The following is a 27,000-nucleotide window of genomic DNA, read 5'->3' as shown; positions in this document are numbered from 1 at the left end:
CCGCACCCAGCAGGGTGCGGCGGCCGCGGCGTTCGCATGTCGGCTTTCTCGGGTCAGGGCACCCGGGACACCGCCGTGGACAGTGCGTCCGCAATCCGCTCGGATCCCCACGGCAGGGAGATCGGAGACGGGAAGCCCAGTGCGTTCGGCACTCCCGCGTTGCGCGCGATCGACACGATGGAGCCGCGCTGCACCATCGGCATGGTGCTCCACTGCGGATTGCCGCGCATGTAGTCGATGTCGCCGGCGGGGGAGATCACCACGGCCACATCGGTGTCCAGGTTTCCGACGAGTTCGTAGCTCACCACCCCGCGTCCGTCCGCGTCGGTGGGCACCGTCCGGGCCCAGTCGGACAGCTGGAATCCGAGATCCTTCATGACCATCCCGATGCCGCGGTCCTCACCGGACAGGATGTACAACTGGCCGGCGAGGTCGCCGATCACCGCGTTGAACCGGACGCCCTCGAATTCCGGGTGCGCGTTTCGGACTTCCGCGACTGCGGTTTCCGCGTTCTCGATCGCGCTCTCCGCCTCGGATTCGCGGCTCAGGGCCTTTCCGATCTTGCGGGTCGAGTCCTGCCACGGTTCGACGTTGGCCTGATGGTCGAAATGCACGATCGGTGCGACGGCCGAGAGTTGGCGGTACATGTCCTCGTTGAGATTCCACTGGCCGGTCGCGACGATGACGTCGGGCTCCAGCGCGACGATGTGCTCCAGGTAACCCTGAGCGTCGCCCTCGAACAGCAGGGTGGGAATCTCCTTGTCCTCCACCGACGTCAGCGCCTCGATACCGCCGCCGGGGTCGGGCGGCAGCACCTCGTAGCCCATCTCGGTCAGCGCGTCCGCCTGCCAGGGCCACACTCCCGTGCCGCCCGTTGCGACCAGGGTGTTGGTGTCGGACGGCAGGGCGATCGGCGCGACACCGGTTGCGATGACCATGTCCGCGTCCTGCGGAGACAGCGGCAGCACCCGGTCGGCGCCCGCCGGAATCCGTGCGTCACCGAACTTGCCGCTGACGGTGACGGTTTCGCCGTCCGAGGAGGCGAGTGAGTCCCCGCCGCACGCGGTCAGGACGAGTGCCGCGACCGCTGTGAATCCGACGGCCAGAACGCGCCTCACGCGGGGTGTCCGTTCGGTCCACCGGGGTTGCCGGGCACGGTGCAGCTGACCATGGCGCGGTGTGCCATGAAGCAGAGGCTGTCGTTGCTGAGCTTCCACTGGCCGTCGATCCAGTACCACTTGAGCGTGGCGCGGCCGGGTGTACCGCCCATGAGCGAGGTCGTGAGCTGCGCGCGGGCGACGTCGCCGTCCACCGCCACCGGACCCTCGAGGTTCCACTTGTAGACCCCGGAGGCGAGGTTCAGCGCGTTGCCGACGCCACGCACGGTGGGCACGCCTGCCAACCCGCCCTCGAGACCCGAGGCGAGGTCGGCGTCGCTCGTACCCGGGGCGAGGCCCTCCACCAGCAGACCGTTGAGAGTGGAGAGTTCGGGCGTGGTCGGTCCTGCGGGCGCCGCGGCCGCGGGAGCTGCCGCAGGAGGCGCCGCCGAGACGGGAGCGGCTGGCGCCGGTGCCGCGGCAGCTGCCGGAGCAGGGGCCGCGGCTGGTGCCGCGGGTGCCGGCGCTGCCGAGGCGGTCTGCGGTTCGAGCACACTGACGCCGCTGTCGGCGACACGGGCCGACAGGCCGGGCGGGGTCTCCATCGTGACCACGACCTGCTGTTCCTCGTCGCCGAGGTGCATGCCGAGCAGGACGAGGCCGGGGATCGCGGCCCCGACGACGACGGCTGCGGACGTGGACACGAGCACCGTCGGCCAGTGGATGCCGCGTCGCGCAGGCGGGTCCGCTCGATACGGGCCGTTGTCGTGGCCCGGGCCGTCGATGCCTCGGTCGTCGAATCCGGGATCGTCGTAGCCCGTGTGAACACTCATCGCGTCGTGCCAGTCATGCGTACTTCGTCTTCCTGTGGCGACCGCGCCTCTGCACCGCGGTAAGTATCGTTAGGCTAAGCTAACATCACCGGTGTCGGGGCTGGGATCACGGGTCGTCGCGACCGGCGGCGACCGGAGACTCAGGCGGGGTCGGAGACGCCCTCGCCGAGCGTCGATGCGAGCGCACGCAGCTGTTCACGCCGGTAGGCGCGAGAGACTGCGCTACGGGTCTCGATCAGGTCGAAGCCGTGGTAGGCCCCCGGCACGACGTGCAGCGTCGTCGGAACACCCGCCGCGGTGAGCCGCGCCGCGTAGGTGACGTCCTCGTCGTGAAACAGATCGTGGGTACCGACCCCGATCCACGTCCGAGGAAGCCCCGAAAGATCCTCGTGCCGGGCGGGTGCCGCCAACGATGGAACATGCTGTCCTGCTGAGGAACCCAGGTAGCATCGCCACCCGTATCGGTTACTGTCCATACTCCACACCCGGAGGTGCCGACTGTCGACGTCGGTGCGGTCGCAGGTCCGGTCGTCGAGCATCGGATACGACAGCAACTGCATCGCCGGTCGGATCTCGCCACGATCACGCGACAACAGTGTCAGTGCCGCAGCGAGGTTGCCGCCCGCGCTTTCGCCCATGATCGCGATTCGCGACGCGTCCACTCCGGGCTGTGCTGCCAGCCAACGCAATCCCGTGTAGCAGTCCTCGAGTGGCGTCGGGAACGGATGGGCGGGCGCGAGCCGATACTCGACGGACGCCGCGACGACACCGAGTTCGGTCGAGATCCGACGGCACAGGGCATCGCCCATCGCGGCGCTGCCGATCACGAAGCCGCCGCCGTGGATGAACAGCACTCCCGCCACGGGCGCCGTCGTCGGTGCGATGGGGCGGAACACGCGAACCGAGACGTCGGCGTCGACGTGGACGATCTCGCCGCCCGCAGGGGGCCGGGATGTGGGCAACTGCGTCAGCCACCGGATCGGCCCCGCCGTGAGCGCCGAGATCGGGGTGCGCGGCAGGTACCGGGCGAGCGGCAGTCCCGGGTCGAACACGTTGTCGGGCATGGGCGGTCCCTTCTCGATCCCTGCCCGGATCGTAGAGCGTCGGGCAGGCCGGGCGCCGGAGTATTCGCCCTACCGGGCCATCGAGCCGGTCGTGGTGAACCGCTCGTGGAAGGAGAACGCCTCCCCGAGGAGGTGCGGGGTGTGCCCGACGTTCGGCTGGTCCTGCGCCCGCGCGATGTAGTCGTGCAGCAGTCCCTGGTAGTCGGGGTGGGCGCAGCGATCCACGATCACCCTGGACCGCTTCCGCGGCGAGAGGCCACGCAGGTCCGCCAGCCCCTGCTCGGTGACGAGCACCTGCACGTCGTGTTCGGTGTGGTCGACGTGCGGCACCATCGGAACGATCGACGAGATCGCGCCGCCCTTCGCGGTCGACGGGCTGAGAAACATCGACAGGTAGCCGTTGCGGGCGAAGTCGCCCGACCCGCCGATGCCGTTCATGATCTTGGTTCCCATCACGTGGGTCGAGTTCACGTTGCCGTAGATGTCCGCCTCGAGCATCCCGTTCATCGCGATGATGCCCAGCCTGCGGACCAGTTCGGGATGGTTGCTGATCTCCTGCGGTCGCAGCGTGATGTGTTCGCGGTAGAAGTCGATGTTGTCGGTGAGCTCTGCCAGGCCCTTTTCCGACAGGGCCAGCGACGTCGCGGACGCGTGCGCCACCGCACCGTCCTTGATCAGCCGCAGCATCGAGTCCTGGATGACCTCCGAATAGCAGGTCATGTTCCGGTACCCGCCGCGGTCGAGGCCACCGAGAACAGCGTTCGCGACGTTGCCGATTCCCGCCTGCAGCGGCAGGAGGGTGTCGGCGGGCAGTCGGCCCGCCTTCACCTCGTGCTCGAAGAAGTCGAGGACGTGCCCGGCGATCGCGAGGCTGACGTCGTCGGGGTCGGTGAGTGTGCTGGCGCTGTCGGCGACGTTCGTCTCGACCACCGCGACGACCTTCGCCGGGTCCACCCGGAACGTGGGCTGACCGATCCGGTCCGCAACGTGGGTGATGTTCAGGGGCGTGCGATTCGGGGGCAGAGCGGTGCCGTAGTAGACATCGTGCATACCCTCCATCGCCGACGGAACCCACGAGTTGACCTCGAGGATGATCCGGTCGGCAACGTCGAGCCACGTCTTGTTGTTGCCGATCGAGGCGGCCGGGATCAGGTCGCCGGTCTCGGTGATCCCCGCAACCTCGACGATCGCGACGTCGACGTTGCCGTAGTAGCCCTCCCAGACCTGCTGCGCGACGTGCGAGAGGTGGATGTCGACGTAGTCCATCCGGCCTTCGTTGATCTTGCGGCGTGCGGTCGGCTCGGACTGGTACGGCATCCGGAGTGCGATGCCGTCGACCTCCGCGAGTGCGCGTTCCGTTTCCGACGACACCGACGCGCCGGTGAGCAGGTTGATCGTGAAGTTCGCCCCCTGGCCGCGGACCTCGTGGATGCGCTTCGCGAGGGCGGGGATGACGGCCTTCGGTGTCCCTGCGGACGCGAACCCGCTGATCGCGACGGTGTCGCCGGGCCGGATCACCGCCGCGGCGTCAGTGGCCGAGGTCACCTTGGCGGCGAGGGCGGTGCTCTTGATCCTGCTCACGGCTGTTCGTTCCTTCGCGTCCATCTCTTTAGTGAAGGTAATGTTATCGGTGGACCCGTGGTACCCGATCGGTGGCCCGTCCCGTTGCCCTGCCAGTCTCACGTCTGATCGTAGGTGGCTCGTCCGCCCGCGCTCGGGAACAATGCCAAGAGCGGGCGAACCGACCCGACGCGACGAGAGGTGCGGGATGGACGCGACGGACGATCTGCTCGGTGAACTCAAGGTGTTCGCGGGCACCTGGACCGGCACTGGTACGGGGCACTACCCGACGATCGCCGACTTCTCCTACGAGGAGGAGATCGACTTCACGGTGATGCCCGGCAAGCCGTTCCTCGCGTACCGGTCCCGTACCTGGTCGCCGGGGCGGGAGCGGCCGATGCACACCGAGAACGGCTACCTGCGGCGCAGCGGCGGCTCGGTGGAACTGTTGGTGAGCCAGCCGACCGGGTTCGTCGAGATCCAGCGCGGCGACGTCGCCGACGGCGTGCTCGACCTGACGCCGCTGTCGCTGTCGCGGTCGCCCGACGCGAAGCCCGTCCACGAGGTGCGCAGGCGTTTCATCGTCGCAGATGACGCACTGAGCTACGACCTGTGGATGGCGCACGCGGAGACGCCCCTGACGCATCATCTGACCGCGCGGCTCCAGCGAGTCTGATCGGGCGCTCGCCCGGTGAATGGGACGGTTTCTCGGACGGACGGTGTCGACGCACCTACCGTGACCGGGTGACCGCCGCGCATGCCGGCGCGACGGCTGGTGTCGCGAAGGGAAGTCAATTGGGTACCTACGTTCTGACGGGGTCCGCATCGGGGATCGGTGCTGCGACCAAGGCACGCCTCGAGTCCGACGGGCATCGGGTGATCGGCGTCGACGTCCAGGCGGCGGACGTCACCGTCGACCTGCGTACGGCCGCGGGCCGCGCCGAGGCGATCGAGCGGATCACCGCGCTCGCGGGCGACTCGATCGACGGGTTCGTGCCGTTCGCCGGCCTCGCGCCTGCGGCGGGCCGTTCCGTGGCGGACATGGTGGCGGTCAACTACTTCGGCGCCGTCGAATTGCTCGAGGGACTGCGTCCGCTGCTGACCGCCGGGACCAGACCGGCGGTGGTGTTGGTCAGCTCCAACTCCACCACCGCTCAGCCCGGTTGGCCCGTGGAGGTGGCGGAGGCGTGCCTCGAAGGCGACGAGCAGAAGGCGACCGAACTCGCGGCAGCATTCGGTGACATCGCATCGGTCCAGGCATATCCGGCGACGAAGGCGGCGCTGGCCTGGTACGCGCGGACCCGGTCCGCCGAGTACATCAAGGACGGAATCCGGCTCAACGCCGTGGCGCCGGGAATCATCGAGACCCCGATGACGATTGTGGGCCGTGAGGATCCGCTGGTTGGCGAGGCGATGAAGGGCTTCGTCGGCGTGGTCCCTGCGGGCCGCGGCGGAACACCGGAGGAGGTGGCCGCACTGGTCGCGTTCCTTCTCGGCCCGGAGTCCACCTACATGGTCGGTTCCGTGGTGTTCGTCGACGGCGGTATCGACGCGACGTTCCGTGGCAAGGACTGGCCGAAGCCGTTGCCGATCGGCTGATCGCCGGGCGGATCGTGGGCTCCGATGAGTTTTCGTGATCGTGTCGGTCTGTACATCCGACAGCCTCACGCTGAGGATGAATGCAGTCGTACGCACGGAAACGGAGCCCACGATGTCCCGAATGATGTTCCCCAACCTTCCGGTCAGTGACGTCACCGCCACCCGGAAGTTCTTCGACGGACTCGGCTTCGAGTTCAACGATCAGTTCTGTGACGCCCAGACGGCCTGCATGGTGATCAACGAACACACCATGGTGATGCTGCTGGAGACGGCTCGGTTCAAGGATTTCATCGCCGGCGACATCTGCGACACCAGTAAGGCCCGCGAAGTGCTGCTGTGCGTGTCCGCGGAGAGCCGCGACGAGGTCGACAGCCTCGTCGACGCCGCGATCGCTGCGGGTGGCAGTGCGTGGATGGAGCCGCAGGACCAGGGATTCATGTACGGCCGCGCGTTCCGTGACCTCGACGGTCACGTCTGGGAGGTCATGTGGATGGATCCGGCGGTCACCCAGGGCTGACACCCGACGACGATCCCGTCGGGGCCCGTTTCGCCGCCGCCACCGCATCGATGGTGGCGGCGGCCGACGTGCCGACCGGGTTCGTCCGCAGCGGTTCGGGATTGTCGGCCCAGCGTTGCCTGGACCTGTTCGACGCCCAGCTGACGAGCAGGCACCTCGACCTCGCCGCCCGGCGGTTACGCGCAGCCGGGCGCGGCTACTACACGATCGGCTCGGCCGGACACGAAGGCAACGCCGCGGTGGCGGGAGCGCTTCGGCCCACGGATCCCGCTCTGCTGCACTACCGTTCGGGGGCCTTCTTCGTGGAGAGGGCCAGGCAGGTCGGCGGCCGCGATCCGGTCCGGGACGTCCTGCTCGGCGTGGTGGCCGCCGCGCAGGACCCGACGTCCGGGGGCAGGCACAAGGTGTTCGGCCGTCACGACCTCGCGATCATTCCGCAGACGTCCACGATCGCATCGCATCTTCCGCGGGCGGTGGGGGTGGCGTTCGCGATCGAGCGGGCTGCCCGCCTCGGTGTCGACTGCGAGTGGCCACTCGACGCGGTCACCGTCTGCAGCTTCGGTGACGCCTCCGCGAACCATTCCACCGCCGTCGGTGCGATCAACACCGCCACCAACCTCGCGTACCGCGGGCTACCCCTGGCGTTGTTGCTGGTCTGTGAGGACAACGGACTCGGCATCAGTGTGCCCACCGCGCCCGGGTGGATCGCCGCCGCGTACGGCGCCCGCGTCGGCTTGGAGTACTTCTCCGCGGACGGGTGTGACGTCGTGGACGCCGTCGACGCCGCGGACCGCGCCGCGCGGTGGGTGCGCACCCACCGCCGTCCGGCCTTCCTCCACCTGAGGACGGTGCGGCTGCTGGGGCACGCGGGCTCCGACGTCGAAGCCGCGTACCGGACGCCCGCCGACATCGCCGCCGACCTGGATCGTGATCCGCTGGTGGGGACGGCACGCGCGCTGGTGGAATCGGGCGTCCTGACACCCGCCGCCGTCCTCGAACGCTACCGGCAGGTCCACGAGCGGGTCGACGCCGTCGCGCGGGAGGTGGCCGGCGCGGCGCCGCTCCACACTCGCGCCGAGGTGATGGCTCCCCTCGTTCCGGCGGCGCCCGCGGTGGTTGCCGGGCACGTGCGACACATGCGCGAATCAAACTTGGATACAACCGATTCGACGGAGAGGGTGACGCTCGCCCGCGCCGTCAATCGGGCTCTCGGGGACATCCTGGCCGCCGACCGTGGTGCGCTGCTGTTCGGCGAGGACGTCGGACGCAAGGGTGGCGTCTATGGTGTCACGCGCGGCCTCGCCGAGCGGTTCGGTGCGGCCCGGGTGTTCGACACCCTCCTCGACGAACAGTCGATCCTCGGATTGGCTGCCGGTGCCGGACTGTCCGGGCTCCTCCCGATCGCCGAGATCCAGTACCTTGCCTACCTGCACAACGCGGAGGATCAGATACGCGGTGAGGCAGCGACATTGGGTTTCTTCTCGGCCGGGCAGTACCGAAATCCGATGATCGTGCGGGTCGCCGGCTACGGCTACCAGGAGGGGTTCGGTGGCCACTTCCACAACGACGACGCCGTCGCGGTACTGCGCGACGTTCCGGGGATCGTGGTCGCGTCGCCGTCCCGTCCCGACGACGCGGCGGCGATGCTGCTGACCTGCGCCGCGGCCGCCCGCACATCGGGCGCGGTGTGCGTGTTCCTGGAGCCGATCGCCCGCTACCACACCCGCGATCTGCACGACCCCGGCGACGGCGGGTGGCTCGCCTCGTATCCCGCGACCGCCGATCACGTCCCGATCGGTGCGGCGCGAACGTACGGTGACGGCACCGACCTGACCGTCGTCACGTTCGGGAACGGCCTGTACCTGAGCCTGCGGGTGGCACGACGCCTGCGGGACAGGGGAATCGGTGTCCGCGTCGTCGATTTGCGGTGGCTGGTTCCGCTCCCGACGGTCGACCTGCTGCGTGAGGCGAACGCGACCGGGCGGGTTCTCGTCGCCGACGAGACGCGGGCGTCGGGCGGGGTGTCGGAGGGTGTGCTCACCGCCCTCGTCGACGCCGGGTTCACCGGGGCCATCGCACGCGTGTCGAGCGCCGACAGTTTCGTTCCTCTCGGTGATGCGGCCCGGCTCGTGCTGCTGTCGGAACGGGACATCGAGCAGGCTGCACTCGAACTGGTTCGGCGCTGAACGACGGGTTGTCAGCCTGCCGGTTGTCGGTGCGGGAGCAGCGATCGAACTGCCGCCACCGGATCCCACACGCCGCGCCGGACCCGGGTGAGCGGATAGCACGCGAAGCCGATCAGCGCGGCGCTCAGGTGCCCGACATCGGTGAAGGTCTGGCTCACGAGCACCGGGACCGCGAAAAACGTTACGACGCCTGCGATGTAGACGTACCGCCACGGTGGCGCGATCCGGTATGCGAGCACACCCACCACCCCGGCGAGGGCGTAGCTGACGCCGACGTCGAGGGTGGTCACCGCGGACGCCGGTGCATCGCCGTGCCGGATGGCCCAGTACAGGACCCCCTCACTGAGGTACGTGGCGCCGACGTGCGCGATCACGCAGACCGATGCCCAGCGCAGTGTCCCCAGCCAGCGCTCGGCGGGCACGTGGAAGATGTTGTAGAGCACGAAGTAGGAGATCCACGGCCCGCCTGCGAGCCAGAACGCACTGCTGACCAGCACCCGCAGAGGGTCTTCGCTCAGGTGGTGCAGGTTGGTCGATCGGTCTCCGAGAACCTCATTCAGCACGGTGTCGGGGAGCTGCCGCCCAACGATCGTCGTGATCAGTAGGACGGCCAGCCAGATGTAGGTGCCAGGGGCGCGTCGGATGTACGCCCACACCGCGGACGCCGACAGATGGAGCCGATCCAGGACCGCCACGGACTCCAGTGTGACCCCGGAACGGCTGGTTCGTCAGTCCTCGGGAAGAGTGACGCCGAGCTGTTCCGCGCGCGCCGCGACCTCGTCGGGAAACACGTTGCGGAACAGGTACAGGTCGGTGCCCATCACCCAGCCGGGTGCCATCCGCGTCGCGTACCGCTCGAAGTAGCCGAGCTGCTTGCCGAACAGCACGAGCTCCTCCGGGCTCGCGACACCCCACTGCCTGCCGATGGTGACGAGCGCGCCGATCAGCGAACTCAGCTTCAGCTCGCCCAGATCGTTCGCGAACACCGGTGCCAGCACGGCCCCGACCTGGGCGCCGATCTCCGCGTCCGTGGCGTCGAGGTCCGAGGTGTAGCCGAGAGAGCGGATGCCGCGGGCGACGGCGGAGTAGTCGCCGTCGATCAGCGTGGCGTGGAACATGTCGCGCAGGATCGACCGCCACACCTCCGGCAGTTCGCCGACGATGCCGAAGTCGAGGAGCGAGACACGACCGTCGTCGAGAAGCCACAGGTTGCCTGCGTGCACGTCACCGTGGAACGGGCCGTGGATGGTGATCGCCTCGATCCACGCCTTCACGCCGCGGCGGATCAGCATGCGGGTGTCTACCGACTCGTCCGATTCGATCCGGTCGAACGGGACACCGTGCATCCGTTCCATGCAGATGACGTGCGGCCCGCAGTACGGCCAGAACACCTCGGGCGCGGTGACGCCCTTGTTGTCCCCGAACGTCCACAGTGCGTCCCGGAACCGGGTCTGCCGGTCCGCTTCGACGGCGCTGTTGAGCTCCGTCATCGTCGCGTTGTGCAGATCCCGGATGATCGCCGTCGCGTTGGCGATCCGGAAGAAGTCGTGGAGCCGCTCGAGTTTGCGGGCACCCCAATAGGCGGTCCGCAGGTCCAGCAGCATGCGGTGGCGGATGCCCGGGCGCTGCACCTTGATCACGGCCTGGCGGCCATCGGGCAGGACACACGCGTGCACCTGCGCGACGGACGCCGCTGCCAGCGGGCGATCGTCGAACTCGGCGAACAGCTCGCCGATCGGATGGCCCAGGTCCGCCTCGACCACGGCCCGTGCCTGCGCGGCGGGCACCGGCGGCACGTCGTCGAGGCACCTCAGGCAGGCATTCGCGAGCGCAGGCGGGAACATCCCCGACGACGACGCCATCAACTGCCCCAGCTTGACGAACGTCGGGCCGAGGAATTCGAAGCCGTTGACGACGCCCTCCGACGCGGCATCGGCCCATCCCATGTTCCGGCGGGTGAACGGCTTCGTGACGGTCGCGAACAGTGCACACGCCGCGATCACCGTGCCGACCACGAGCGCCCGCCACAGCTGAGCCGGACCGAAACGCTCCAGGTCAGGAATGTGGACAGCCAAGGCGTCGGCCGGCGGCCCCGACGAATAGGGGCCGACAGGGCGGGACAGGGAGTCGTGCACGGTCACCTCGCTTCAGCTTCAGCCCGACAGCGTAGGAGACGGAACGGCCATCCGTCGATGCCTCGACGATGCCGGATGCCGTCGCAGTGGATCGCGGTTCGGTGGCGATTTCCGGCGAACCGCGCGCGGGGGAGTGCAGTGAACACCGCAATCGTGCACGCTGTTCCGACCTGAGGAGGTGGCGATGTCCAAGCGGGCGGTGGCGATGGCGGCGATCGCGACGATGGTCGCGGCGGGCGGAATGATCGGCGGCACCGCGACCGCGGCGCCGGTGGTTGGAACGGGTCCGTGCGCGTCCGATCCGCCGGTGGAACACGAATCCGTCATTCCGGAGAAGCTGAACATCCCGATCCCGTATCCGTGGGTCGAGCCGGTGCCGTTCCCGGCGCCCGAACCCGACCCGGTGCGGATCACCCCGGAGACGTTGCCCGCCGACCCGTGCACGAACCCGTGCCCCGACCTGACCGACGTGCCCGACCCGCTGGGCGGGCTGTCGTCGCGGATCGGGATCCCGGAGATCGGTCTCGACTTCAACCCGTTCGTGTTCGGCATCCCGGTGCCCGGCGTCGATCAGGAGCTGCCCGATCCACCTGCGGAGGCGACTCCGCCGACGGAGTCCGCGCCGCGTGTGCCGCAGCGCGCCACCCCACAGGTGCGGGAGGTGAACATGGTCGCCAAGGTGACCGGTGCGAGCTCCACCAACCGCACCGACAAGCGGTGGCAGGTCAACGGCACCGACCTCGGCATCATGTGGGAGTCGCAGCCGGGTGAGGTCGCCGTCGCGTTCGGCGACACCGTCGGACGCGGATTCCACCCGCCCGGTGGGCAGGGTGACGACTGGCGAAGCAACGTCCTCGGATTCAGCACCGACGCGAATCTTGCCGACGGTCTGACGATCGACAAGTTCGTGCAGGACAGCCGCTGCCACGCCGCGGAGGTGCTGAGCAGCCGCAAGATCGACAACGTCGAGATCACCACCATCCCGACGTCGGGCTTCGCGATCGGGTCGCGCCAGTACATGAGCTACATGTCGATCCGCACCTGGAACAGCATCCCGACGACCTGGTTCACCAACCACGGCGGCATCGCCTACTCGGACGACGGCGGGCAGACGTGGACGAAGGACCCGTACGCGCGCTGGGACAACATCTTCGGACTCGGCAGGTTCCAGGTCGCGGCGATGGTCCCGCAGGGCGGGTACGTGTACATGTTCGGTACTCCCAACACCCGGCTCGGTGAGGTCGCGTTGGCGCGGGTGCCCGAGGCGGACGTCCTCAACAAGTCCGCGTACCAGTACTGGAGTGACGGCGAGTGGACGCCGGTCGGGGGTCCGCGGGCGGCGACCCCGATCATCCGTGGCACCGCCGGCGAACTGTCCGTCGACTACGACGACGACCGGGGCGTCTGGCGCATCGGCTATCTCGACACCCTGCGGACCGGCATCACGTTGCGTGAGTCCGACGCGCCGCAGGGCACATGGTCGGAGCCCGTCCGGATGGTGGGCGTCGAGTCGTACCCCGAGTTGTACGGTGGGTTCATCCATCCGTGGTCGACCGCAGAGGACCTGTACTTCACGATCTCGACGTGGTCCGACTACAACGTCTTCCTGATGCGCGCCGAGCTGGAGTGACCCGGCGCCCGAACCCGAGGAGCGTCGCCGTGCAGCAATGGCCCGCGGACTGGCCGCGTCCCGCGAAGGACATCGCGACCGGCACGTCCGACGCCGTCGCCGCGGCGACGGCCGGCGACGCCGAGGCGTACGCCGACGCCGTCGACCGGCTGCTCACCGCGGATCCCGATCAGGTGCGGTCGGTCCATTCGGCGATGGTCCGGGAGTTGCTCGAGGACACCCACGCCGACGGGTTGACGGGCGAGGCGGTACAGGACGTGCTCGAACGCTGCGCCCGCGCCGCCGCGGTGTGGCTGCCGTCCCTCGACGTCGGCGCGCTCGCGGTGGTGCTCACCGGATCGCTCGGCCTTACCGACTACGACGAGGACACCGTCCGCGTCGGCTGGCCCGTTGTCCTGCGGCAGGCGCTGCTGGTGATCGCGGACCTGCTCGCCGTCGCGCAGGCACCGGTGGACGGCTACCTGCGGCGCGCGATCGAGGAGATCGCCCGCGCCGAGACCGTCGAAATGCCCTGAGAAGAGCCCTGTCTCGGCTGCCGGATCGGCCGAAACCTAGGCGCGGTCCCGTTCGGTGTCGCGGCGTCGGTCGCTGCTCAAGAACCATGCGGATGCGCCCAGGACAGGAAGCGCGATGACGAGGGCGGACCACCAGAACTTCGATCCCGACCGGTCGTGGTGGGTTCTGAGGACGGAAACGAGCGCAGCGCCCGTCAGGATCGCCCACAGGGCCACGATGAGGGCATAGGCAATGTCGTATCCGAGCGGGATCGTCGCGTCGAACTCCATGTCGAAGATCCTCCTCTCGGGCTCGCGAATCGTGACTCACAGCGCCCTGCAGACCGGTGCCCATCGGTGTCCGCCAAACCGCGCAGTGACCAGTCGGCATCTCAATGGAAGCACTGGACCAGGCAGAACTCATGGTCCTCGGGATCGCGCATGACCATGACAACTCCCTCGTCGTAGTCGTGCCACTCACCGGTCCAGCGCCCGCCCAGGTTCTCCACCTGGCGGCGACCGGCGTCGATGTCGTCGACCTCGACGTCGAGGTGGATGCGGACCTTTCCGACCTTGGGCTCGGTCACTCGTTGAAAGGTCAAACGGGGCCGGCCGTCACAGCGCGAGCCGACCGTTGCCCATCCCGGATCATCGCCGTGTTCAGCGGTGACGGGGGTGTCCAGGATCGCGCTCCAAAACAATGCCAGGCGCGTTGGATTCGCGCAGTCGATCGTGATCCCACCCCATCGATTCGCCATACCGGTCAGTATGGACGAGGCGGGCCTTCGGCGTTCAGCGTCGACGCACGCCCTCGGCGCTGCCGACAATCTCGTCCAAGTTCCAGACCACCCAGGGGGCCAGGCGCCTGACGGCGAACGGGCTCGTCGGGGCCGTCGCTGCGCCTCTGATCGGGAAGCTCGCCGATACGCACGACAACCGTCGGACGCTGCTCGTCTGTGTGGGTACTTCCGCGGTTCGATGGTTGGTCTCGGCGGTGGCTCAGAACTACTTCCTCCTTATCGTCGGGCGTGCGATCGCAGGGTTCCTTGTACCGGTGTTGTTCCTGAGCTACTCGCTGATTCGCGACGTTGGATCCTGGTCGCGGTCAGCTTCGGCCCGGCCTGGAGCTGGACCAGCAGTTCCAGGCTCGGATTCCTGGTCGGTGGCCTGGCGTTGCTCGTCGGTTGGTGCATCTCCGCGAGCGCGGTGCGTGAGCCGCTGGTGGATCTCGGCGTCCTCAAGGAACGGGGTCGGTACCTGACGACGCTCGGCGCCGGCCTCGCCTACGGCACCACCGGTCTCTTCACGATCCTGCTTCCGAAGCTGGTGATGACTCCCGCAGTGCTGGGCCTCGGCTACGGGTTCGGTGTCAGCCCTGAGGGATTCGCGATGTTCCAAGCCCCGCTCAGCGCAATGATCGTGCATTCGCGCTGCCTCGCCGCATCAAGCAGGTGGAAGTTCCGGAGGCGGCTATCGAGAGGATCGACGACGCTGTCCACGCGCAAGGCTGATCCGCGTTACGTCGGGCGTCACGCCGAAGGTCCACCGCTTGGAATCTCCGATGGAGCGGCGTGGCATCCGGTGGAAGAATGTCGACGTGTCTGCGGCGCTGACTCTCACTGTCCCGGAACAACTTCACCAGATCGAGGAGACCACACGGACGTTCGCCGCACGCCTCAGGTGCATGGGCGAGAAGCAGTGGGGCGTTGTATCCGAGATCGGGGTGGTCTGCCCGACGAGAGGAAGCCGCAGACGAACGGTACCGCGAACCGTATCGGGTTCAAGGACAACCTCACTCGTGCGATCAGCAACGTCCTCGGCGGACGATGGCTGATCAGCTACCGCAAACTGACCCGACCGCGTGAGGTCAAGGCGCCGTCGTTCTACGACTTCCGGCAGCCGCTGCGAACACGCTGTTCGCGAATCGGCACACTGAGCGGCAGGGTCATGCAGTCATGGTTCTGTGAAACGCAAAAATGTTCTCTACCAGAATTTTTCAAACTTGTCCGGGAATCGTGGGCGCTGGGTACGCTGGCGCCGCGCGCATGCGGGGTAGCGAGGAATCGCTGAATCGGGGTGTCGCGGCAGCCTTCCTCACCGAATGGAGTTTGCGTATGTCTGTTTCAATGATGCGGCGGTGTGCCTCCGTGGTACTGGCTTCGGCGATGGTGGCCGGAGGTGTCGCGGTCGGGTCCGGGGCTGCGAGTGCAGCATTTGCCACCGGGATGTCGAGCTACTACCCCCGCTTCGAGAATCTCGTGGTCGCCAGGGGGGCGCCGAGTCGATTGGTCACGACCGACCACGGTAATTATGATGCGAGGTCGCCTCACGTCTATGCGGGTCAGGAGTTGACGATCGGCACCACGTTCCTCATGGAGGCTCCACCTGCCTACGACCCCGCGGACCGTCATGAGGAACGGGTGATCACCCGCATCACCGATCACGCGTATGCCGGCCTCGAGTACGTTCCGGGCACCGCAACGGTCGAGCTGGTTCGGAGTGGAGTCGTCACAGGCCTGGTCCGGACGGTTCAGGACGTCGTGCCCGAGTTCGGGGACGGGACGGTCTCGGTGACAGCGCCTGAGGGTGGCTGGCACGTCTACTCCAGCCAGAAGAATGGGTGGCACTACGAATCCCAGACGGTGAACTTCACCGCGAAGTACAGGGTTCCGGACAACGTCCCGGACGGTACCCGCTACCCGACCGGCATCACGTTCGGGGTGGATGGACACGAAGGCAGTGTGGGGTGGCCGGACCTCGATTGGGACGTCGTCGTCGGGGCGCCGCCGGATCCCACATCCACCGGGTCGGCGGACCTCAGCTTCGGTAGCAGCGGCGGGTAGGGCTACCCGCAGGGCAACCTGGAGTAGGTCGGCCCGTTGCCCTGTGCGTGATCACCACACCTAGCAGGGTGAGGTCACGCACAGGCGGGTCAGCCGTGTCGCAGGTTGGCGCCGGCGATCATCGTCTCGATCGATGATTCGGTGGCGCCGGCGCCGAATCCGAGCGCGCAGTGGCGCTGGCCGTCGTGTTCGCACAGCAGGAAGGTCGCGGTGCGATCCGCGGCGATGTGCAGCTGGTGGAACGAGAGGATCTCCATCTGGAACCGGGCGATCGCTGTGCCATGACTACGAGATGGCCTGCTTCACGAGCGCGTGCAGCCTCTCCTCCACAGCATTGGTCACGGCGACGACGGCGAACGACGTCGGCCACATGTCGCCGTCGTCGAGGTTGGCCTTCTCGTCGAAGTTGACCGTCGGATACCGCGTGTCGAACTTGGACTTGGGCTGCACGAACATGACCACCTTGTCGTCGGCGTCCGCATAGGCCGGAAACCCGTAGAACGTCTTCGGCCGCAGTGTGGGAGCCTCCTCGGCGACGATCCGATGGAACGCCGTCGCGACCTCGCGGTCGATCCCCGCGAGCGCGTCGATCGCGTCGACGCACGCCTCGAGTTCGCGCGCCTGCTTCGCGGCACCCTTGAGGCCCTTCGTCGAGCGCAACTCGTCGGCGCGCTGCTTCATCGCGGCCTTCTCGTCGGAGGAGAATCCCGAACCTTCACTGGTTGTGTTCATGAGAATCACGCTACGTCGGGACGGCGCCGCCCGCTTCTCGAATCCTGATCGGTTCGTGGGGCGGAAACGCAAGTTCCCCAATGTCACATTGGATCACCTCAGGTGACCCAATGTGACATCAGGGAACTGGGGAACTGGGTGAACGGCGGGGAGAGCGGGCGGCGTCAACCGCCGTGCACGGAGACGACCTCCGGGTCCTCCTCGATCGGCCCGGTGAACTGGCTGACGTACAGGTCCCGGTAGGCGCCGCGTGCGGCGAGCAGTTCGTCGTGGGTGCCCTGCTCGACGATGTGGCCGTCCTCCATGACGACGATGACGTCGGCGTCACGGATCGTCGAAAGTCGGTGCGCGATGACGAAACTCGTCCGGTCGGTGCGCAGGTTCGCCATCGCCTTCTGGATGAGCAGTTCGGTTCGGGTGTCGACGGAGCTCGTCGCCTCGTCGAGGATCAGGACGACGGGCTTGGCGAGGAACGCGCGGGCGATCGTGATGAGCTGCCGCTCACCGGCGCTCACGCCGCCACCCTCGTCGTCGAGGACGGTGTCGTACCCGTCGGGCAGGGTGCGCACGAAATGTTCGACGTGGCTGAGTTCCGCGGCCTCCATCACCTCCTCGCGTGTGGCGGACGGGTCGCCGTAGGCGATGTTCTCGTAGATGGTGCCGCCGAACAGCCACGAATCCTGCAACACCATGCCGGTTCGTTCGCGGAGGTCGTCGCGGGTCATCTCCTGGGAGTCGACGCCGTCGACGCGGATTGTCCCGGTGTCGACGTCGTAGAACCGCATGATGAGGTTCACCAGGGTCGTCTTGCCCGCGCCGGTCGGTCCGACGATGGCGACCATGTGCCCGGGTTCGGCCACCAGTGTGAGGTTCTCGATGAGCGGCTTCTCGGGTACGTACCGGAACGAGACGTCCTCGAATTCGATTCGCCCGCAGTTGGTTTGTGGTGTCAGCGGCTGTGTCGGGTCGGGTGTCTGTTCGTCGGCGTCGAGGATGTCGAAGATTCGTTCCGCGGACGCCACGCCGCTCTGCAGGAGGTTGAACATGGCGCCGATCTGCGCGAGTGGCTGGGTGAACTGACGCGAGTACTGGATGAATGCCTGCACCGACCCGAGGCTGAGCGAGCCGGATGCGACCTGCAGGCCGCCGACGACGGCGACCGCCACGTAGTTCAGGTTGCCGAGGAACATGATCGCGGGCTGCACCAGGCCCGAGATGAACTGGGCCCGCCAACTCGACTGGTACAGCTTGTCGTTGCGTTCGTCGAACTCGTCCTCGACTTCACGCTGGCGGCCGAACGCCTGCAGGAGTTCGTGTCCCGTGAACGCCTCCTCGACCTGTGCATTGAGCTTGCCGGTCGACGACCACTGGGCGGAGAAGTGCGGTTTGGACCTGCGTGCGATCAGCATCGTCGCGACGAGGGCCAGCGGGATCGTGACCAGCGAGATGAGCGCGAGCAGCGGCGAGATCGAGAACATCATCACGAGGATCGCGATGACGGTGAGCACCGAGTTCAGCAGCTGGGAAATGGTCTGCTGCAAGCTCTGCGAGAGGTTGTCGAGGTCGTTGGTGACGCGGCTGAGGAGGTCTCCGCGGGGGATCGTGTCGTAGTACCGCAGCGGGAGCCGGTGCAGCTTCGCCTCCACGTCGGCGCGCAGACGCCGAATCGTTCCGACGACGACGATGTTGAGGAGGTAGGCGCCGATCCACGACAGCAGTGCCGACCCCACGTACAGGGCGAGGACGATCATCAGGACCCGCCCGACGGCGGTGAAGTCGACACCGACTCCGGGGATCACGTCCATCGAACTCACCATGTCCGCGTACGTGTCCTGGCCCTGGGTGCGGAGCCCCGCGACCGCCTGGTCCTTCGTGACACCCGCCGGAAGGGTCTGTCCGATGACGCCGTTGAAGATGAGGTCGGTGGCGTGGCCGAGTACTCGCGGCGCGATCGCGGTGAGAACGACAGCTCCGACGATGGTCAGCAGGACGGTGACCATGAAGCCGCGGTAGGTGAGCAGCTGGTGCACCAGGCGTTTCATCGACGGTCCGAACGACCGTGCCTTCCGGACCGGCGCCGTCATCGGTCCCCGCGGGCCCGTCACGACTGCTCCGCGATCGCGAGCTGGGACTGGACGATCTCGGCGTAGGTCGGACAGTCCGTGATCAGATCGTCGTGTCTCCCGAGTCCGACGATGCGCCCGCGGTCGAGGACGACGATCTGGTCGGCGTCCATGATCGTCGAGACACGTTGCGCGACGATGATCACCGCGGCCGTCATCGTCTCGGGTCGTAGTGCCGATCTCAGGCGGGCGTCGGTGGAGAGGTCGAGTGCAGAGAAGGAGTCGTCGAACAGGTAGATCGCCGGCCGGCGGACCACTGCCCGCGCGATCGCGAGGCGTTGACGTTGACCGCCCGAGACGGTGGTGCCGCCCTGGGCGATGGGGGTGTCCAACCCCTCGGGCATCGCCCGGACGAACTCGTCGGCCTGGGCGATGCGCAGCGCCTCCCAGACCTCGTCGTCCGTCGCGTCCGGTCTCCCGTGCCGCACATTGGAGGCGACGGTCCCCGAGAACAGGTACGCCCGCTGTGGCACCAGGCCGATCACGGAACGCAGGACGTCGGGGTCGAGGAGGCGGACGTCGGTGCCGCCGACCGCAACAGAACCGGCGGTGGCGTCGATGAGGCGGGGCACCAGTCCGATCAGCGTCGTCTTGCCCGATCCCGTCGACCCGACGATCGCCGTCGTGGTGCCGGGCTCGACACGGAAGGTCATGTCCTGCAGCACCGGAGTGTCGGCGCCGGGATACCGGAACTCCGCGCCCCGGAACTCCACGACGCCGGGATTGCCGGTGAACCCGAGCGGGGTGACGGGGCGCACCACCGATGACTCCGTGTCGAGCACCTCGGAGATCCGCTCCGCGCACACCGCCGCGCGCGGCGCCATCATCGCGAGGAACGACGCCATCATCACCGACATCAGGATCTGCATGACGTAGCTGATCATCGCGGTGAGCGCGCCGATCTCCACGGTGCCGTCGGCAACCTTGTGGCCACCGACCCAGATGATCGCGACGATGGTCACGTTCGTGATGAGCATGACGACGGGAAACATCAGCGCCATCATGCGACCGACGCTCAGGCTGGCGTCGGCGAGGGAGTCGTTGGCGACGGCGAACCGCTGCATCTCATGGCGTTCCCGGACGAACGCGCGCACCACCCGGATGCCCGTGATCTGCTCGCGCATGACTCGGTTCACGTTGTCCAGGCGTGTCTGCATCGCCCGGAACCCGGGGATCATCACCCGGATGATCAGGGCCATCACGATTCCGAGCACGGGGACCGCCACCACGAGAATCCACGCCAGACCGGGTGCCACGTGGAGACCCATGACGATCCCACCGATGCACATGATCGGTGCCATCACCAGGATCGCCGCTCCCATCACCAGCAGCAGCTGAATCTGCTGAACGTCGTTCGTGGACCGTGTGATCAGCGAGGGAGCGCCGAACGTGCCGACCTCGCGGGCCGAGAAGGTGTTCACGCGGTGCAGCAGATCGTGCCGGAGGTCGCGGCCGACGCCGAGTGCGCCTCGGGCGCCGAAGAACTGGGCGATCACCATGCAGAGCACCTGCACCGAGGCAACCACGAGCATCCAGCCGCCGATTCGCAGGATGTACTCGGTGTCGCCCTTCGCGACACCGTTGTCGATGATGTCGGCGTTGAGTGTCGGCAGGTACAGCATCGCGGCGGTGGCGATGAACTGCAGGACCACCACCGCGGCGACGTACCGCCGGTAACGAGACAGGTACGTGACGATCAGATTGGTCAGCATGTCCGGGTTCCCCTTCCGGTCACTTCCACACCGCTCGCACGACGGCCTTGCGGATCTCCTCGATCACGAGGATCGACGCTGCGACCGCGATGGCGAACAGCCACTGGCTCCCCGTCAACGACGTGGTGTCGAACAGGTCCTGGAGGAAGGCGACGTTGACGACCGCGACGTGCAGGACGACGACACCTGCCAGTGCGACCCAGATGGTGTGGTTCGTGAAGGTCTGCATCGAGAAGATGCTGCCCCTGTCCGAGCGCACGTTGAGCAGGTTGAAGACCTGATAGAAGACGAATGTCGTGAACGCGAGTGTCGTTGCGAACAGCGGATTGTCGGCGCTCTCGGGAAAGACGTCGTCGGCGAACACGAGGACGAGGATGGTGCCGGTGGCCATCGCGACACCGAGGGTGAGGATGCGCAGCAGACGGTTGCGGGTGAGGAGCCGCTCGTCGGGTGGGCGCGGCTTGTCCTTCATGATGTCCGGGTCGGTCGGATCGACACCGAGTGCGAGGGCAGGCGGGCCGTCCATGATGATGTTGACCCACAGGATCTGCAGCGCGGTGAACGGTGCACCGCCCGCGATCCCGAAAACGCCCGCGGTGAGGAAGATCAGCACGAAGCCCCAGGCCGTCGTGAGCTGGAACTTCACGAACTTGAGGATGTTCGCGTAGATCCCGCGACCCTCGCGCACCGCCGCGACGATCGTCGCGAAGTTGTCGTCGGTGAGAATCATCTTCGCCGCGCCCTTGGACACGTCGGTTCCCGTGATGCCCATGGCGATTCCGATGTCGGCCTGCTTGAGTGCGGGAGCGTCGTTGACGCCGTCGCCGGTCATCGCGACGATGTGGCCTTCCGCCTGCAGCGCCTCGACGTAGCGGATCTTGTGTTCCGGGGCGACTCGGGCGAGCACACCGAGATGTTCTGCGCGGGAACGCAATGCCTGGGAGTCGAGCCGGTCGAGGTCGGCACCGGAGAGGGCGTCACCGGTGATGCCGAGGTCGCCCGCGATCGCCGATGCCGTCGTCAGGTGGTCGCCGGTGATCATGTGGACCTCGATGCCCGCGGTGTGCGCGATCTCGATGGCGTCGCGCGCCTCCGGTCGCGGCGGGTCGACGATGCCGACGACGGCGTAGACGGTGAGGTCGTCGACGGCGTCCTGCAGTGCCTGCGCGTCCTCGGGCAGGGCGTCGAGGGTGCGGCCCGCGATCATGAGGGTGCGCAGGCCGTCCCGCGCGAGATCATCGACCGCAGTGAGGATCGTGGTGCGGTCCGCGTCGGTCATGAGGCGGTCGGTGTCACCCTCACGCAGGTGGGTCGCGCGAGTGAGCAGCACACCCGCGGCGCCCTTGGCGTAGCAGCGGATCCGGTCGACCCCTTCCGGTGTCCGCGTGGCATGAAATGTCGCCATGAACTTGTACTCGGAGTCGAACGGGACCTCCGCCAGTCGTGGGTGGCTCTTGCGTGCACCCTGGACGTCGATGCCACCCTTCTCGGCGAGCACCACCAGCGCGCCCTCCGTCGGATCGCCGACCAGTGCGGCGTCCCGAACAGACGCGTCGTTGCACAGCGCCATCGCGAGAAAGCCACGTCGCAGGTCGGGGAAGGGGAGCTCGCCGTCGCTGAGGAAGTTGCCGTCCGTCGAATAGCCCTCGCCGGTGACACGGAAGCTCTGCCCCGCTGCCTTCAGCCGCTGCACGGTCATCTCGTTGAGAGTGAGGGTGCCGGTCTTGTCGGTGGCGATCTGCGTCGTGCTGCCGAGGGTTTCGACGGCCGCCAGCTGCTTGACGATCGCGCCCCGCTTCGCGAGCCGCGAGGCGCCCATCGCGAGGGTGAACGCGACGACCGCCGTCAACCCCTCCGGGATGGTGGCGACGGCGAGCGACACCGCCGTCAGCAGCAGATCCGACCACGACTCGCCGCGCGCGAGGCCGAGCACGAAGACGATCACGACGACCACGAGGGCGATCCCGGTGAGCAGCGTCGCCAGTTGGTCGATGCGCCGCTGCAACGGTGTCTTGTCGGTGCCCGCGGTGCCCAGCAGGGTGGCGATCGCACCGATCTGGGTCTTCATGCCCGTCCCGGTCACCGCCATCGCCGCGCGCCCGCGCGTCACCTCGGTGTTCATGAACAGGGTGTTCGTGCGGTCGCCGATCGGCAGGTCTGGATCGTCGAGCGCGTCGACGGTCTTGTCGACCGGCTGCGACTCCCCGGTGAGCGCGGATTCGGCGACCTGCAGGCGGGCCGCGTCGACCACCCGCCCGTCGGCGGGGACCGCGTCACCCGCCTCCAGCAGCACGATGTCCCCGGGGACGAGCTCGGTTCGGGGCACGAGCTGTTCGCGTCCGTCGCGGCGGACCCGGGACTGCGAGACGGACATGTCGCGCAGGGCCTGCAGGCTGTCCTCCGCCCTGGTCTCCTGCACGTAGTTGAGCACCGTGTTCAGGATGATCACGGCGAGGATGACGACGGGCGTCTCCCACTCCTTGGAAACGAGTGCACTGATCGCAGCCGCGACGACGAGCACGAGGGTCATCTTGTCCGCGAGCAGCCGAATGATCTTGCGCAGCGCCGACTCTCCGGCCTCTTCCTGCAGCACGTTCTCGCCGTACTCGGCGCGGCGTCGGCTCACCTCGGTGTCGGACAGGCCCCGGTCGAGGTCGACTCCCAGCGATGCGAGGAGGTCCTGCGCGGTGGCAGTGTGGACGTCGTCGGGCGTGGTCGCTGTCATGCGTGCTCCTGCCGAAATGCCTACACGGGTGGGTCGGAGGGTGCAGGTTTCACTGTAGGAGCGGGGGAGTCGAGGCGCAGGAGGAGCGATTCGCGGCGCGTCGCGGTCAGCTGTGCAGCAGGTTCGCGCCCGCGATCATCGCCTCGATCGACGACTCGGTCGTGTCGGCTCCGAACCCGATCGCCCAGTGCCGGTGACCGTCGTGCTCACACAGCAGGACGGTCGCGATCCGGTCGGCCGCGATGTGCAGCTGATGGAAGGAGAGGATCTCCATCTGGAAGCCGGCGTCGTAGAGCATCGTGGTCAGTGCGGACGCCGGACCGCACGCGGTCGCGGTGGTCTGCGCGATGGCGTCGCCGATGCCGAGGGTGGCCTTGAACTCGCTGATCCCCGCGCCGCGCGGCGTCACCGACCAGCGGCCGAAGCGGATGGGACCGCCCGACGGCGAGTACGTCGCGAGGAAGGTGCGCCAGCTCATGCCCGCGCATTCGGCGCGCATCTCGGTGGGCAGCGGCATCCCGAAACGGGCCGAGAACGGGTCGGCGGGAGCGGTGAAAGCGGTGGTGGTGTTCGACGAGGCATTCATGGGAGTGGTCTTCCTGAGTGGAACGGAGGACCAACGCGTAGCTCAACGACCCGCAACGAGGGGTCGGTCCGAATCAGACCCCGCTGCGGCGGCGAACTACGAGAATGCGCGTCATGGACGCCACCATAGGCGGCGTCGTGAGGATGCGCAACAATCCTCACCTGCCGGAACCGGCCGCGTCGAGTGACCCAGGCCACTCGGTCGGCGTTAGTGGAACGAGTATCAAGTTGGACGCTTGTCCGATATAAAGGACCAGGAAACGGCGGGGTCGGGCGCTATGGCAGCAAACCGTCGTGCACGTTGTTCCATTCGTCTGGAGGATCTGCATGTCACGTAAGTCGATGCGCCGGGGCGCATCCATCGTCGCCGCCACCGCTCTGCTCGCGGGTGGTCTCGCGCTCGGTTCCGGCACCGCCGTCGCCGCCGGCTCGGCCGATCTCGGAAGTGTCGGCTCGTCCGATGCCGCTGCCGAGCAGAAGCCGCACGCGGTCACCAAGACCGCCAGCAACATCTCAGTGACCAAGCAGGTCGTCGGCGACGGCAAGGTCGCGCCGGGTCAGAAGGTGACCTACCGGACCACCTTCACCGTCCCGAACGGCCTCGATCGCGCCATCACCAAGATCAAGGACGTCCACCCCGCCGGCTTCCAGTACGTCGAGGGCACTGCGACGATCAACGCCTGGAACCTGATCGGCGGACAGAAGACCGTCAACGTCACGCCCGAGGTCAACGTCGAAGGCAACTACATCCGGGTGGCCAATCCGCTCGGCTGGCTGGTCTCGTCGATCGACGCCAAGACCCTGACCTTCGAGGCCACCTACCTGGTGCCCTCGGACGCCAAGGTCGGCGAGGCCCTGGACAGCGGCCTGGCCTTCGATGTCCAGTTCTTCCAGACCAGCCAGGGCTGGGATCCGATGGGCGTGTTCGCCACCATCCGCACGCAGAACCTGGGTGAGGGCGTTGCGAGCGGTTCCGCCGGCCTGGGTCTCGGCTCCTCCGACGGTGAGGGCGGCACCACCGGCTCCGCCGGGTCCTCGATCGTCGAGAATCCCGCCGACTTCATCGCTGACATCATCAGCGGTGTGATCGGCAACGGCAGCTAGCAACACCACAGAAGAGGGGCCGTCCGGCGTGTGCCGGGCGGCCCCTTTCTCGTCGAAGCGTCCGCCGACCGGCGTCACGCTGTGGGAAGGTCATCTGAAAAGGAATCGCGAGTCCGGGCGATTGTCTGACGGGGCGGCTTTCGTTCAGTATGCGTAGCCCTATAGTCTTGCGAAAGATACTGTCCCGCAACATTTTTTATTCTCCAACGGGAATTGGCGCGTCTCCTTACGATGACCCGACGCACGTTCGTCGAGACCGGGGACCGATGCGCGGCGTCCACCCGAACGAATGGAGATCCTGCATGTCCCGTACCACGTTGCGCCGTGTCGCATCCGTTGCCGCCGCCACCACGCTGCTCGCCGGTGGTCTCTTCGCCACCGCGACCACCGCCACGGCGCAGTCCTCCATCCTGGGGGACTTCGGTTCGACCGCGAGCGTCCCGGACATCCCGGCCTCGGCAACCGTGAAGGTCGACAACCTCACGATCACGAAGTCGATCGTCGGGAGCAACTCGATCGCGATCGACGGCGAGGTGACGTACCGGACCACGATCTCGGCCGGCGACGGCCCGGACCGGCTGATCAAGCGGATCGTCGACCTGAACCCCATCGGACTCGTCTATGTCCAGGGCAGCGCCAAGGTCACCGCCTGGCAGGACGGTCAGCTGACGACCGCGTACGTCAACGCCTCCGCGTCGGCGGACGTCGGGGTCGCGGTCAGCAATGCCGCCGGATGGCTGGTGTCGGCGATCGGCAACAAGAGCGTCACCTTCGAGGTCACCTACTCGGTGAAGGACCTCAACTTCAACCCCGGCGTCTTCGACAGCGGCCTCGCCATCGAGGTGGACGGAATGGCTGAACTCGAGTGGCCCGAGATGGGTGTCAAGCTCAATCTCGTCGGCTCCGGCAACTCCGTCTTCTCCAGCTGAGCGCCGAACGGGTCGTTGTCGGGACGTCCGCCCAGTGCGGACCCCGGCGACGGCCCGTTCGCGTCGAATACGACACCTCAGGCCAGGTCCTCCTCGTCCCCGGGTTCGACGTGCCGCAGTCCGCGGTAGGCGTCCTCGGCGGTCCGGCGTCCGGCGATGACGGCCTCGACCTCGGCCGCGATCGGCATCTCCACATCGTGGTCGCGCGCAAGTTCCATCACGGTCGGGGCGGTCTTGACCCCCTCGGCGACCTGCCCGAGCTCCGCGACGGCCTGCTCGGTCGTCAAGCCCTTCGCCAGGTACTCGCCGACCCGCCGGTTCCGGGAACTGGGGCTGATACAGGTGGCGATCAGGTCTCCGACGCCGGTCAGGCCGGAGAAGGTTCGGGGATGTGCACCCATCGCCTCGCCGAGCCGGATCATCTCGGCGAGGCCGCGGGCGAGCACCATCGCGCGGGTGTTGTCGCCGACACCGAGACCGTCGGCCATGCCCGACGCGATCGCGACGATGTTCTTCAGGATCCCGCCGAGTTCGCAGCCGAGGACGTCGGTGTTGCGGTAGACGCGGAACACCGGCGAGGCGAACAGGGGTTGCAGCGCGGTGGCCACCCGCTCGTCCTGCATCGCGACGACCGAGGCCGCAGCCATGCCCGCCAGGACCTCCTTTGCCAGGTTCGGACCGGCCATCAGCCCGACCGGATGGCCAGGCAGGCATTCGGCGATCACCTCGGTCGGCCGGAGCCGGGTTCCCGGTTCGAGACCCTTCGCCAGGGACAGCACCGGCACCCAGGCCCGTACGTCCTCGGAGATCTCGGTCAAGGTCTCCCGCACCGCGTGCGACGGCACGCCGACGACGAGGACGTCGGCCTCCTGTGCGGCCTCGACGATGTCCGAGGTGGCTCGGAGGTCCTTCCGCAGCGCATGGTCGCCGAGGTACCGGCTGTTGCGGTGGTTGGTGTTGATCTCGTCGGCGGAGTCGGCGTCACGCGACCACAGGAGGGTCGGGGTGTTGCGGGCGGCCAGCGACGCCACGGTCGTTCCCCACGACCCTGCACCGAGCACGACCACCCGTACCGGCCGAGCCATCAGCGATCACCGCGACGTGCGTTGGCAGTCATGATTGAAGGCTGCCA

Annotated in this window: 26 protein-coding genes; 11 read left to right on the top strand and 15 right to left on the bottom strand. The window is 67.5% G+C overall.

The genetic code is table 11. The features are described from left to right. Positions 1-53: 53 nt before the first annotated feature. The 4 genes from FFS72_RS01430 to scpC all read right to left on the bottom strand — a co-directional run bounded on the left by FFS72_RS01430 (position 54) and on the right by scpC (position 4,599). A complete protein-coding gene (locus FFS72_RS01430; protein ID WP_137872256.1) occupies positions 54-1,118 on the bottom strand; it encodes an ABC transporter substrate-binding protein in 1,065 nt (354 codons plus the stop codon). Beyond that, positions 1,115-1,930, bottom strand: a complete 816-nt coding sequence (locus FFS72_RS26645) for an MTB12 C-terminal domain-containing protein (protein ID WP_212744305.1) — start codon at positions 1,928-1,930, stop codon at positions 1,115-1,117. Before FFS72_RS26645 ends, FFS72_RS01430 begins: the two co-directional genes overlap by 4 nt. A gap of 140 nt (positions 1,931-2,070) precedes the next feature. After that, complete coding sequence (locus FFS72_RS01420; RefSeq protein ID WP_137872255.1) at positions 2,071-2,994, bottom strand: alpha/beta hydrolase; 924 nt, start codon at positions 2,992-2,994, stop codon at positions 2,071-2,073. Between the two features lie 69 nt (positions 2,995-3,063). Beyond that, the gene (gene scpC / locus FFS72_RS01415) at positions 3,064-4,599 is read right to left on the bottom strand and encodes a succinyl-CoA:acetate CoA-transferase ScpC (RefSeq protein WP_137872254.1); all 1,536 of its coding nucleotides are present in this window, start codon (positions 4,597-4,599) and stop codon (positions 3,064-3,066) included. A 163-nt stretch (positions 4,600-4,762) separates the two neighbouring features. Between scpC and FFS72_RS01410 the strand changes: the two genes are divergently transcribed. From FFS72_RS01410 to FFS72_RS01395, 4 genes are all read left to right on the top strand, one after another. Beyond that, complete coding sequence (locus FFS72_RS01410) at positions 4,763-5,230, top strand: nitrobindin family protein (RefSeq protein ID WP_137872253.1); 468 nt, start codon at positions 4,763-4,765, stop codon at positions 5,228-5,230. A 68-nt stretch (positions 5,231-5,298) separates the two neighbouring features. Beyond that, complete coding sequence (locus FFS72_RS01405; RefSeq protein WP_349303975.1) at positions 5,299-6,153, top strand: SDR family oxidoreductase; 855 nt, start codon at positions 5,299-5,301, stop codon at positions 6,151-6,153. A 112-nt stretch (positions 6,154-6,265) separates the two neighbouring features. Further along, on the top strand, positions 6,266-6,670 hold the full coding sequence (locus tag FFS72_RS01400; RefSeq protein ID WP_137872252.1) for a VOC family protein: 405 nt from the start codon (positions 6,266-6,268) through the stop codon (positions 6,668-6,670). A gap of 50 nt (positions 6,671-6,720) precedes the next feature. Next, on the top strand, positions 6,721-8,856 hold the full coding sequence (locus tag FFS72_RS01395; protein WP_137872439.1) for a thiamine pyrophosphate-dependent enzyme: 2,136 nt from the start codon (positions 6,721-6,723) through the stop codon (positions 8,854-8,856). Positions 8,857-8,867: 11 nt separating this feature from the next. Here FFS72_RS01395 and FFS72_RS01390 read toward each other — a convergent pair whose 3' ends face one another. Both FFS72_RS01390 and FFS72_RS01385 read right to left on the bottom strand, forming a co-directional pair. Beyond that, complete coding sequence (locus FFS72_RS01390) at positions 8,868-9,551, bottom strand: rhomboid-like protein (RefSeq protein ID WP_137872251.1); 684 nt, start codon at positions 9,549-9,551, stop codon at positions 8,868-8,870. 33 nt (positions 9,552-9,584) lie between these two features. Further along, a complete protein-coding gene (locus tag FFS72_RS01385; protein WP_502704062.1) occupies positions 9,585-10,997 on the bottom strand; it encodes an ABC1 kinase family protein in 1,413 nt (470 codons plus the stop codon). 178 nt (positions 10,998-11,175) lie between these two features. On the opposite strand from FFS72_RS01385, the gene FFS72_RS01380 reads away from it, so the two are divergent. Together FFS72_RS01380 and FFS72_RS01375 are read left to right on the top strand one after the other, a co-directional pair. Continuing rightward, positions 11,176-12,621 carry a glycoside hydrolase family 183 protein gene (locus tag FFS72_RS01380; RefSeq protein WP_137872250.1) on the top strand — a complete coding sequence of 482 codons (1,446 nt, stop codon included), beginning with the start codon at positions 11,176-11,178 and terminating at the stop codon, positions 12,619-12,621. A 29-nt stretch (positions 12,622-12,650) separates the two neighbouring features. Beyond that, positions 12,651-13,136 carry a hypothetical protein gene (locus FFS72_RS01375; protein ID WP_137872249.1) on the top strand — a complete coding sequence of 162 codons (486 nt, stop codon included), beginning with the start codon at positions 12,651-12,653 and terminating at the stop codon, positions 13,134-13,136. Positions 13,137-13,172: 36 nt separating this feature from the next. On the opposite strand, the gene FFS72_RS01370 is transcribed toward FFS72_RS01375, so the two are convergent. Beyond that, positions 13,173-13,406, bottom strand: coding sequence for a PLDc N-terminal domain-containing protein (locus FFS72_RS01370; protein WP_137872248.1), 234 nt, complete (start codon positions 13,404-13,406; stop codon positions 13,173-13,175). 101 nt (positions 13,407-13,507) lie between these two features. After that, complete coding sequence (locus tag FFS72_RS01365) at positions 13,508-13,873, bottom strand: VOC family protein (RefSeq protein WP_137872247.1); 366 nt, start codon at positions 13,871-13,873, stop codon at positions 13,508-13,510. On the opposite strand from FFS72_RS01365, the gene FFS72_RS01360 reads away from it, so the two are divergent. From FFS72_RS01360 to FFS72_RS01350, 3 genes are all read left to right on the top strand, one after another. Further along, positions 13,861-14,376: an MFS transporter gene (locus tag FFS72_RS01360; protein ID WP_502704066.1), complete on the top strand. Its 516-nt coding sequence runs from the start codon at positions 13,861-13,863 to the stop codon at positions 14,374-14,376. The two genes, FFS72_RS01365 and FFS72_RS01360, sit on opposite strands and share 13 nt — an antisense overlap. Further along, positions 14,322-15,185: a hypothetical protein gene (locus FFS72_RS27080; RefSeq protein WP_502704061.1), complete on the top strand. Its 864-nt coding sequence runs from the start codon at positions 14,322-14,324 to the stop codon at positions 15,183-15,185. Before FFS72_RS01360 ends, FFS72_RS27080 begins: the two co-directional genes overlap by 55 nt. A gap of 278 nt (positions 15,186-15,463) precedes the next feature. After that, complete coding sequence (locus FFS72_RS01350) at positions 15,464-15,958, top strand: hypothetical protein (RefSeq protein WP_137872246.1); 495 nt, start codon at positions 15,464-15,466, stop codon at positions 15,956-15,958. An 89-nt stretch (positions 15,959-16,047) separates the two neighbouring features. Here the strand turns inward: FFS72_RS01350 and FFS72_RS01345 are convergent, their stop codons facing one another. From FFS72_RS01345 to FFS72_RS01320, 6 genes are all read right to left on the bottom strand, one after another. Further along, positions 16,048-16,215, bottom strand: coding sequence for a hypothetical protein (locus FFS72_RS01345; protein ID WP_212744304.1), 168 nt, complete (start codon positions 16,213-16,215; stop codon positions 16,048-16,050). A 28-nt stretch (positions 16,216-16,243) separates the two neighbouring features. Then, positions 16,244-16,690, bottom strand: a complete 447-nt coding sequence (locus tag FFS72_RS01340) for a hypothetical protein (RefSeq protein WP_137872245.1) — start codon at positions 16,688-16,690, stop codon at positions 16,244-16,246. A 164-nt stretch (positions 16,691-16,854) separates the two neighbouring features. Beyond that, entirely contained in the window at positions 16,855-18,795 is a 1,941-nt protein-coding gene (locus tag FFS72_RS01335) for an ABC transporter ATP-binding protein (protein WP_502704060.1), read from the bottom strand. Continuing rightward, entirely contained in the window at positions 18,792-20,525 is a 1,734-nt protein-coding gene (locus FFS72_RS01330; RefSeq protein ID WP_137872244.1) for an ABC transporter ATP-binding protein, read from the bottom strand. The genes FFS72_RS01335 and FFS72_RS01330 overlap by 4 nt, the downstream gene beginning before the upstream one ends. Positions 20,526-20,544: 19 nt before the next feature. Further along, positions 20,545-23,250: a cation-translocating P-type ATPase gene (locus FFS72_RS01325; RefSeq protein ID WP_137872243.1), complete on the bottom strand. Its 2,706-nt coding sequence runs from the start codon at positions 23,248-23,250 to the stop codon at positions 20,545-20,547. Between the two features lie 106 nt (positions 23,251-23,356). Next, positions 23,357-23,836 carry a 2-isopropylmalate synthase gene (locus tag FFS72_RS01320; RefSeq protein ID WP_137872242.1) on the bottom strand — a complete coding sequence of 160 codons (480 nt, stop codon included), beginning with the start codon at positions 23,834-23,836 and terminating at the stop codon, positions 23,357-23,359. Positions 23,837-24,162: 326 nt separating this feature from the next. On the opposite strand from FFS72_RS01320, the gene FFS72_RS01315 reads away from it, so the two are divergent. Then, positions 24,163-24,939: a DUF11 domain-containing protein gene (locus tag FFS72_RS01315; protein ID WP_249353071.1), complete on the top strand. Its 777-nt coding sequence runs from the start codon at positions 24,163-24,165 to the stop codon at positions 24,937-24,939. 302 nt (positions 24,940-25,241) lie between these two features. Then, positions 25,242-25,868 (top strand): hypothetical protein, encoded by a 627-nt coding sequence (locus tag FFS72_RS01310; RefSeq protein WP_137872241.1) that lies wholly within the window; start codon positions 25,242-25,244, stop codon positions 25,866-25,868. Positions 25,869-25,945: 77 nt separating this feature from the next. Here FFS72_RS01310 and FFS72_RS01305 read toward each other — a convergent pair whose 3' ends face one another. Continuing rightward, positions 25,946-26,953, bottom strand: coding sequence for an NAD(P)H-dependent glycerol-3-phosphate dehydrogenase (locus FFS72_RS01305; RefSeq protein ID WP_137872240.1), 1,008 nt, complete (start codon positions 26,951-26,953; stop codon positions 25,946-25,948). Positions 26,954-27,000 lie beyond the last annotated feature (47 nt).

This window comes from Rhodococcus sp. Q (assembly GCF_005503035.1).
Lineage (GTDB): Bacteria > Actinomycetota > Actinomycetes > Mycobacteriales > Mycobacteriaceae > Rhodococcus_G.
The sequence above is the reverse complement of the archived record's forward strand: the minus strand, read 5'-3'. Positions and strand labels throughout refer to the sequence as shown.